Raw genomic sequence first — 7,636 nt, 5'->3', positions numbered from 1 at the left:
TTGCCGCCAGGTCACTCAGCACTGGCCTTGCGAACAGCGTCGACAGCGGCAGGTCGACTCCGACCGCCTGTGACAGCCGGCTCGACATCTGCACGGCCAAGAGGGAGTGGCCGCCCAGTTCGAAGAAGTGGTCGTTGCGCCCGATGCGCTCGACACCAAGGAGCTCGGCCCAGATCCGCGCCAGCGCGGTCTCGACCGCGCCTTGCGGCGCCTCATAGGCCGCCAGCGCATAGGCCTGATCGCGAGGGGCCGGCAGCGCGTTGCGATCGAGCTTGCCGTTCACCGTCAGCGGAAGCGCTGCCAGCCGCACAAACGCGCTCGGCACCATGCAATCCGGCAGCCGCGCACTCAAGTGCGCGCGCAAAGCGCTCGCAAGCCCGCCTGCATCGCCCTCGTCCGAGCCGGCCTCGGGCGCGCAGACCACATAGGCGATCAGATGCTTGTCACCGGCGCCGTTCTGGCGCGCCACCACCACCGCCTCGCGCACGAAGGCGTGTTCGCAAAGCTTTGCTACGATCTCGCCCGGCTCGATGCGATAGCCGCGGATCTTCACCTGATCGTCGTTGCGGCCCAGGAACTCAAGATTGCCGTCCGGCAGGTAGCGTGCCAGGTCGCCGGTCCGGTACAGCCGGTCGCCTTCGACAAAGGGACTGGCGATGAACCGCTCGGCTGTCAGCTCGGGGCGGTTCAGATAGCCCCGTGCCACCCCCGCCCCGCCAATGTAAAGCTCGCCAACCGCACCGAACGGCACGGGCGCGCCATGGCCGTCCAGCAGGTACACCCGCGTGTTGGCGATTGGACGCCCGATGTGAGGCATCTCGGACCAACATGACGGATCGGCTGCAAGGCGGTGCTCGGAAATGACGCTGATTTCTGTGGACCCATATTGATTGATCAATCTCGCGTTCGGGTGTGCTTCGAAGAACGCCCTAAGCAGCGGAGTGGCGTGCAATCGCTCGCCGGCTGTATAAAACTCTCTTAAAGAGGGCAGCTGTACGCGCTGCCTGCTCCAGACTTCCGCGAAATGATTCAATGCTACGAAAGGGAGGAAAAGCCGCTCGATTGCCTCCCGCTGTAAAAATTCCAGCAGGTCGGAGAAGCGCCTCCGGGTCTCTTCCCGCACGAGCACAAGCGCTCCGCCGTCCTTCCAACAGATGAACAACTCCTGACAGGACACATCGAAGTTCAGGGTCGCAAATTGAAGTGTGCGCAGTTTTGACGCGCCGATTCCCGCAAGCGAATTCACGAGTGCGCCGTGGGACATTTCAACGCCCTTGGCGATTCCGGTTGAGCCGGATGTATAGATGACATAGGCGAGATGGCGCGATGTGAGGCCAAGCGTGACTGGGTCCGGGTTCGAAGGCGGCCGCTCGGTCCAGGGCGGGGCCGCCGTCTCCAGTTCGACCACCGTCGCATCGGCCACGGCTTCGGCGCCCAATGCGGTTTGGCCGGCGACATCGCAAAGCAGCAGTTTCGGTTTTGCATCGTCGACGATTTGCCGCAGCCGCGCTGAGGGATACGCCGGATCTAGCGGCAGATAGGCGCCTCCGGCCTTCATGATCGCCAAGACACCAACCACCATCGCTAGGCTGCGTCCCAGGCAGATCGCCACCGGCTGATCCGGCTTGACGCCGAGCTCGATCAGATGATGCGCCAGCCGGTTGGCGCGCGCATTGAGTTCGCCATAGCTTAGTTTCTCATTATTATGGACCACCGCCACCGCATTCGGCGCCTTTTGCACCTGCGCCTCGAACAACTCATGGATACATCGCTGAAACGAAAAGGGCGCCGCCGTTCGATTCAAATCTTCAAGTAGATACGTGCGTTCGTCGGTTGGCAGAACGCCGATTCGGCCAACAGACTGCCCCGCATCGTCCATCACGCCGCGTAACAAAGCTTGCAAATGATGCGTCATGCGGTCAATCTGGTTCGGCGCTAATCGAGCGGCATCAAAATGCCAGCGGAAGCTCCCATCCAGAGCGCAAACCTCAAACGTCAGCAAATCGCCGCATAAGGCTCGGGCCGCCTTATGGCTCGTCGACAGATCGTCGGCGACGGAACAGCTCTCTGTCGTGATGGCAATGCCAATCGGCCAAGGCTGGCGCGACTGTAACGCCTCCACACTTCGCAATGTCGGGCAGCGCGCGATAAGATCCCGGGCATAGGTAGCGTGCGTCCTCAGCTGAGCGACTTCGGCTGCTACGGTTGTGCGCACTTCTTCAAAATCATGAGAAAGCTCAATGCAAACATCCATCGGAACGACGGAGGCGATCAACATCTCGACGAGTTTGCAGCCAGCTTGCAATCCGTCCCATGCAGGCTTCCATCCCAGTTGAAGCTTTTTTTGCCCCGTGATCCGAGCGAGATAGATCAGCCAAGCCGTTACCAAATATTCCGAGCGATCTTGTGGGGAAAGTTCAGCCAAAGCACTTGGGCTAACCCACGAACTCGACTGCCATCGGGAAGGCGCCGCAGCCGCGGATGATGACACGAAAGGAGGATGCAATCTTCTAAACTGCTCGAGGCGCCGTCGCCAAAACTCCTCCCCGCGCGCCAGCAGCTCATGTGGGCCAGATATGCTCTGCACCTGTTCATCGCTCATTCCGCATCACCAAATATGGTGCCGGCAGTATCGCAGCTGCCGCTCAACCGCGTCAGCGTTTCTGGTAAGCGTTCTCATCGAACGACTCCTCCTCTATGGCGCGCTTTAGAGGATTACGCATGTATCGTGCCAACGGTGAAATCGGGTGCAATCACTGCGATCGTCACAGCGGTACTATGTCAGTTCTCCAACAGCGTCGCCCGACATCGTACAACTGAGCGCGCCATTAATCGGCATAAGCATCCACCGCCTGGTCTTCCGGACAAGCCTGGACTCCCAAAGTAATTTGTCGGCTCAGCCGAACCGCATCGCGTCCGCCTTTCGCAAAACCGGGACAAAGAGTTTTTCTGAGGTCCGCGCGTGCGGTACGGGGCAATGCTGGATGGCTCGAGTAAACGTTTCTGGCAATTAGCGGCAGTTCATATTGGATTGGTGTTTCTTCGCATCGCTCAATATGTGGAGCCTGCCGGGTCGTCGAGCTTGTGGCGCTCGGTTCCGGTGAGGGGCGGGTTGAAGATGCTAACGAGGATCAAGTCCTTTCCCCGTCCCCCGCGCAGGAAATGCTTGTCATGCTTGTCAAGCACATACATGTCGCCCCGGCGAATGGGAAAGACATTGCCGTCCATGTCCTCGACCTCGCCCTCTCCGCCGATGCAGTAGCAGGCTTCGAGATGATTCCGGTATTGCAGAAGGGAAACGGTGTTGGCGCGCACGACGGTGTGGCAGATGCTAAAACCCATGCCGTCCTTATCCGTCAGAAGGCGGTGGCTAGTACCATTGCCCCAATCGACGAAGTGATCGGTTGCTTCAACGTCGTGCAGACTACGCACAATCATAGTGTTAGATTGCCCCGTGCAGATTGAAGTGATTGATCCAAAGGCTGGAGGCGCTTGTTCTGCCCCGGAACTGCGACCTCCCGTGTCGCGCGGCCGACTGGGATCTCTGTCGAAAACCCCCGCCGCCGGATGCTGAGAACCCGTGCAGTAATCCCAGGGGATTGGCTACACGCAAACGCCCTGCCATTTGCCCCACATCGACTATTAAAACTATAGGCGCGAGGGTATTTCGCAGCCGCCCCGATCGGCGCGTACCAGCTTGATGTTCCACCTTTCGCGCGGTACCGCTTACCTTTGTATTTCCCAGAATGCTGCTGGAGATATTGCCGGCGACATGAACTGTCTCCAGTCGGAGATTTGGCAAGTCGTTTCCTTCCTTGCTGTCCCTCTCGCCGCGAATACGGTTCCCCAGCGTCTCAGCTAGGAGAGCAAATGTCATGCCGCGATAGGAGACCGATGAAAGATAAAAGTTGTGGCTGTCTCAGCTGGCTAGCGATTAGAACGATTTGGCTGGGCGTGTAGCCAATCTAACAAACTGGCGAGATATTGGCCGAATACAAACAGATCCTCGAGCGAGAACCGGTCGAGCAGAGCGGAGCGTCAAGATCCCCAAACCGCTTCAATCCGCTTTTAGAAGTTGCAAACTACTCCTGGCGTCACGCTCGGAAAACTCGTTGTGACGTCGGAAATCCTTGGCACAAGCTGCGCCGCCCTGTGGCTGTCCGTTGAGCTATTTCTTTTTTTTCGCAACCTTGCGCTTCGGCTTCCGCGTTCTGGCCTCGCCGATTTAGCAGACTTTGACTCGGAGGGAGGCTTCTTCGCTCGTGGCGATCTTGGGCGGGTCTTCTTAGTCACACGAGCATCTTGAAAGGCGCTCTGCACTCGTCGTCGATCGGCTAACACCTGGACGCGGTGTTGCAAGCTCTCAGCCTCATTCGTCCGGTCAGCGGCGCGGAAATGGTCTGCGGCCCTTCGGAAACACGCCTCTGCAGCTTCGAGATCGTCAGGCTTTGAGTAAGCTCCCCTCTGAGCGAGAGAGTGTCACCTTTTGGCTTCGGGCGCGCGCCACAAATTTGAGAAATCGGTCGCTTATCCCAAACACCTGTTGCTTCCAGTCAATCAAGAGCCGCTGCACCAGCTTCTCGCGGTGAACGGCAGACAGAGTGGGGCGCGAGCGAGAGACGGCTTCCACATGCAGCTGCGCCACCAAAGCTCGGGCGAGCGCGCGGAACGCTTCTTGAGGTTCATGCGCGGACGCCGCAAATGCGCGCTCGGTGACCTTATCGGATAAAATCCGGGTTCGGGCGGGCTCCCAAATGCCACCGCGCCCCGCGCAGGTCAGCAGATCAGGCCGCCCGGGGTCCCGGACGCGCACGTCGTTCGCGGCTCCGCGCCTAGCTCGCCGGCATGTCCGCCCCCTTTCCGAAGGCCAAACGCGAGCGGGAAGGTCTCGGCCGAAAGAGACTCGAGCGCGGTCTGCTCTTCGGTGAGGCGTTTTTCGATGAACTGACGTTCGACATCCGACAGGTTCGACTTCAGCAGGCGACGATAGCGGTGGATATTGTTGCGGTGAGCACGAATGCGGGCAAAGTATTCATCGAGCATCCTGGACGCTCCTGACGTCGTCGCAATGTCTACAGAGAGATATTCAGGCGAGCATGTCGTCGGTTAGTGCGCCGCCTGTCATCGCATCTCCACGCCGTTCGGCATGGCAGTTCGTGATATCACTCCTAGCATTTCCATTTCGATGATCTGCAGCGTTTTTGGCTCGCCATACACCGTTTTTCTGCTCCGCTAATCCCTCAAACAGAGCTGGACGCCTGCAAGGCGCAAGGAATATTCGGCAAGCCGCCGGTGGCGGACGCTTGTCGCCAACAAGCTCGCCCGTCAGTATTCTCTCGCGGCGAGCTGAACATCATCTGCCGATGTGCTATACGCAGCTTCGTTGAGAACAGGTTTGCTTGAGAGTTTCGGATGTCTCTTTCGATTGGATTGATTGTGGAAGGCTATGTGAAACTAAACAACCGCAGCGCGCTGGAGAACCTTCTGACACATCGGCGGGAGCTACTGCAGAAGTTGAACCGCGTTACCGGAATTGATCCGAAGGAAGCAATCGCTCAGGTCAGTCAAGAAATCACAGTGATCGAAAAGGCACTTGCGGCGCTCCCACAGGAGTAAACAGCAACGGCGCACCGGCTCGCGTGAGTTGACGGCGCTCCGGCGCCGAAGACTGACTTCGCCCGCATTTGCGGATGAATGTTATGAGCACAACGCCTCACCGGTATCGTGGCGCGCAAGGATGCGTGCGCCAAGGCTTGGATGCGCTGCCTTTTGTGCGAGCTGCTCTCTTTAAACGATTGGCCGCTCGCAGGAGCAACCCGCCTACCGATTCATATATGCAAATGCGGCGCGGCGACTTGCATGGGCCGATCGTGACGTATCGTGGCAACGACCTCGGGGGACTAAGATTGACTGCCGGTGCTTGTTCGCAAAACAGATCTTCGTTCGGAAGGGCGGGACTGGTTGGATGGTTTATTATCGAGAGCGCAAGCGGCCAGCGTTGATCGGAACCGGCTTAGCAGCCAATCTAACCGTTGAACAAGCGGATGCTTACCGCTTCGCGGGGAAAAAGGTCTGATTTGGCGCAGAGCATTCGAGATGCCAGATCGTGTCATCGTCCGAGCCTGCACATGCGATTGTATATGAGCGCATCAACTCCTGCGGCCAGGAACGCTCGCCCGCAACGATGAGACGCTGCGCCCGTGTCCATCGTACAAAGATTCCGTTGGACGCGCAGCTGACGGACACCGCGCGCTGTTTCTCAATCGGCAACCGACCGCCGCAGGTTGGTGAATGTCGCCCACGACATGAACAATGAACTTCAACACGCGGATCCGTTCGCGTCCGCTGCGCGCGAAAGGATGCGCCATGACAATGCTCCACCGGATGACGCTGCGTCTTGGGTGACGTAGGCCGCCATCGATTTGCGACCACAACAGACCTCTGCGAGCTGGCCGGATCGCTACGCCGCAGGCGGCGCGACGGCGCGAAAACTAGAGAACGGGCCAGGATCTTCAGCACTGCGACTTGTAAATTCACCTCGATGACAAGCCGGGTCCTAGGTGTGTCGCCACATCGTTGGCGCTTTGGAAAGAGCCTCCCGACCGATCTGTCTAAGCAGATCGGGGCGCGTCTCACCTCTGGTGGCCGCCTCCAGGATTTTGGAGGCAACGTAGGCGCGGACGCCAGCGTCATACGGTGGGACGTTCTCGCAAACCTCCTCCAGGATCGTGCGCAGGAGCGCGGTCGTGGCACCGTCGAGCATTGGGAGATCTCCCTCATCCCATCGAGGAAGATAATGGGCATTTGCTGGACCGCAACGCAAGTACATCAGATCGTATGAGGCTTCGCGACTGCGGGTCAGCCGATTTTCACGGCGGTGCAATGTCCAGCATCTCTGCGATCGCTAATCAACTGCGGTAGCTCGCCTAATCGGCCTGCTTTTGCTCTTCTCGTCGCTTCTCTCCGGCTTAGCAGACAAGTTTGGCAGAGCTCAGAGCCCAACGCGACGCCCTGCGATTACGCAGGGTGTGCTGGGACTTCTATTGGGCGCCGGACTGGTTGGCCGGCTGCGGCAGGCCAATGTGTTCGTAGGTTGCCAGTTCGGTTGCGGACCTCTTGCCGCTTATCGCGCCCGCCGCGCCCAACCAAGCCCGAAGGCTTCGCCTCTTGCACTGTAGAGGGACATCGCGATCAATTGTTGCGATGAAGCATATCTTCACGCCAAAAACCAGCGCCGGCCCCGTGTTTGACGACGAAATCGCGCCAAGATCCGACACCTACGAACAGTGATCCGTGACTCGCCCCCTAGCCGCTCTTGGCGATCTTTATGCAGGTTGGGGAGTGAGCTGGCCCCGGTTGTCTGAACAGAATATCCGCGTCGATAAGTGGAGCCTCTGCCGGGGTTAGGCTGCCGTGCGGAGCGGCAGCGGGGTGAAGTAGGCTTGATCCGGTGTGCTGCCGTCAAGGCTCGAATGTGGACGGCGGCAATTGTAGAAGTCCAGATAGCGGCCAATCGAGGCGCGAGCGTCGCTGACGCTGTCGTAGGCCCGCAGATACACCTCCTCGTATTTGACGCTGCGCCACAGCCGCTCAACGAACACGTTGTCCCGCCAGGCGCCCCGGCCGTCCATACTGA

6 protein-coding genes are annotated in these 7,636 nt (G+C 59.1%); 1 reads left to right on the top strand and 5 read right to left on the bottom strand.

Annotation, left to right across the window (positions count from 1 at the left end; translation table 11 throughout):
* The 3 genes from E4K64_RS38765 to E4K64_RS38750 all read right to left on the bottom strand — a co-directional run.
* On the bottom strand, nt 1-2,425 hold a 2,425-nt coding region (locus tag E4K64_RS38765; protein WP_235884963.1), incomplete at its 3' end, for a non-ribosomal peptide synthetase.
* Nucleotides 2,426-3,051: 626 nt separating this feature from the next.
* Complete coding sequence (locus E4K64_RS38755; protein ID WP_126262194.1) at nt 3,052-3,438, bottom strand: ectoine synthase; 387 nt, start codon at nt 3,436-3,438, stop codon at nt 3,052-3,054.
* Nucleotides 3,439-4,776: 1,338 nt separating this feature from the next.
* Complete coding sequence (locus E4K64_RS38750) at nt 4,777-5,043, bottom strand: DUF4349 domain-containing protein (RefSeq protein WP_235884962.1); 267 nt, start codon at nt 5,041-5,043, stop codon at nt 4,777-4,779.
* A 369-nt stretch (nt 5,044-5,412) separates the two neighbouring features.
* Here E4K64_RS38750 and E4K64_RS38745 point away from each other — a divergent pair, with 369 nt between their 5' ends.
* Nucleotides 5,413-5,616 carry a hypothetical protein gene (locus E4K64_RS38745; RefSeq protein WP_126262193.1) on the top strand — a complete coding sequence of 68 codons (204 nt, stop codon included), beginning with the start codon at nt 5,413-5,415 and terminating at the stop codon, nt 5,614-5,616.
* A 940-nt stretch (nt 5,617-6,556) separates the two neighbouring features.
* On the opposite strand, the gene E4K64_RS41530 is transcribed toward E4K64_RS38745, so the two are convergent.
* Complete coding sequence (locus E4K64_RS41530) at nt 6,557-6,763, bottom strand: hypothetical protein (protein ID WP_135167590.1); 207 nt, start codon at nt 6,761-6,763, stop codon at nt 6,557-6,559.
* Between the two features lie 640 nt (nt 6,764-7,403).
* Nucleotides 7,404-7,636 (bottom strand): integrase core domain-containing protein (locus tag E4K64_RS38735; protein WP_135164484.1); only part of this gene is annotated, 233 nt, incomplete at its 5' end.

The organism is Bradyrhizobium frederickii (assembly GCF_004570865.1).
Classification (GTDB): Bacteria; Pseudomonadota; Alphaproteobacteria; order Rhizobiales; family Xanthobacteraceae; genus Bradyrhizobium; species Bradyrhizobium frederickii.
This window is presented reverse-complemented; position numbering and strand designations above follow the sequence as displayed.

Excerpts from the sequence above, each read along its gene's own strand:
- E4K64_RS38755 (WP_126262194.1), bottom strand. The coding sequence starts at position 3,438 with ATGATTGTGCGTAGTCTGCACGACGTTGAAGCAACCGATCACTTCGTC.
- E4K64_RS38750 (WP_235884962.1), bottom strand. The coding sequence starts at position 5,043 with ATGCTCGATGAATACTTTGCCCGCATTCGTGCTCACCGCAACAATATC.
- E4K64_RS38745 (WP_126262193.1), top strand. The coding sequence starts at position 5,413 with ATGTCTCTTTCGATTGGATTGATTGTGGAAGGCTATGTGAAACTAAAC.
- E4K64_RS41530 (WP_135167590.1), bottom strand. The coding sequence starts at position 6,763 with ATGCTCGACGGTGCCACGACCGCGCTCCTGCGCACGATCCTGGAGGAG.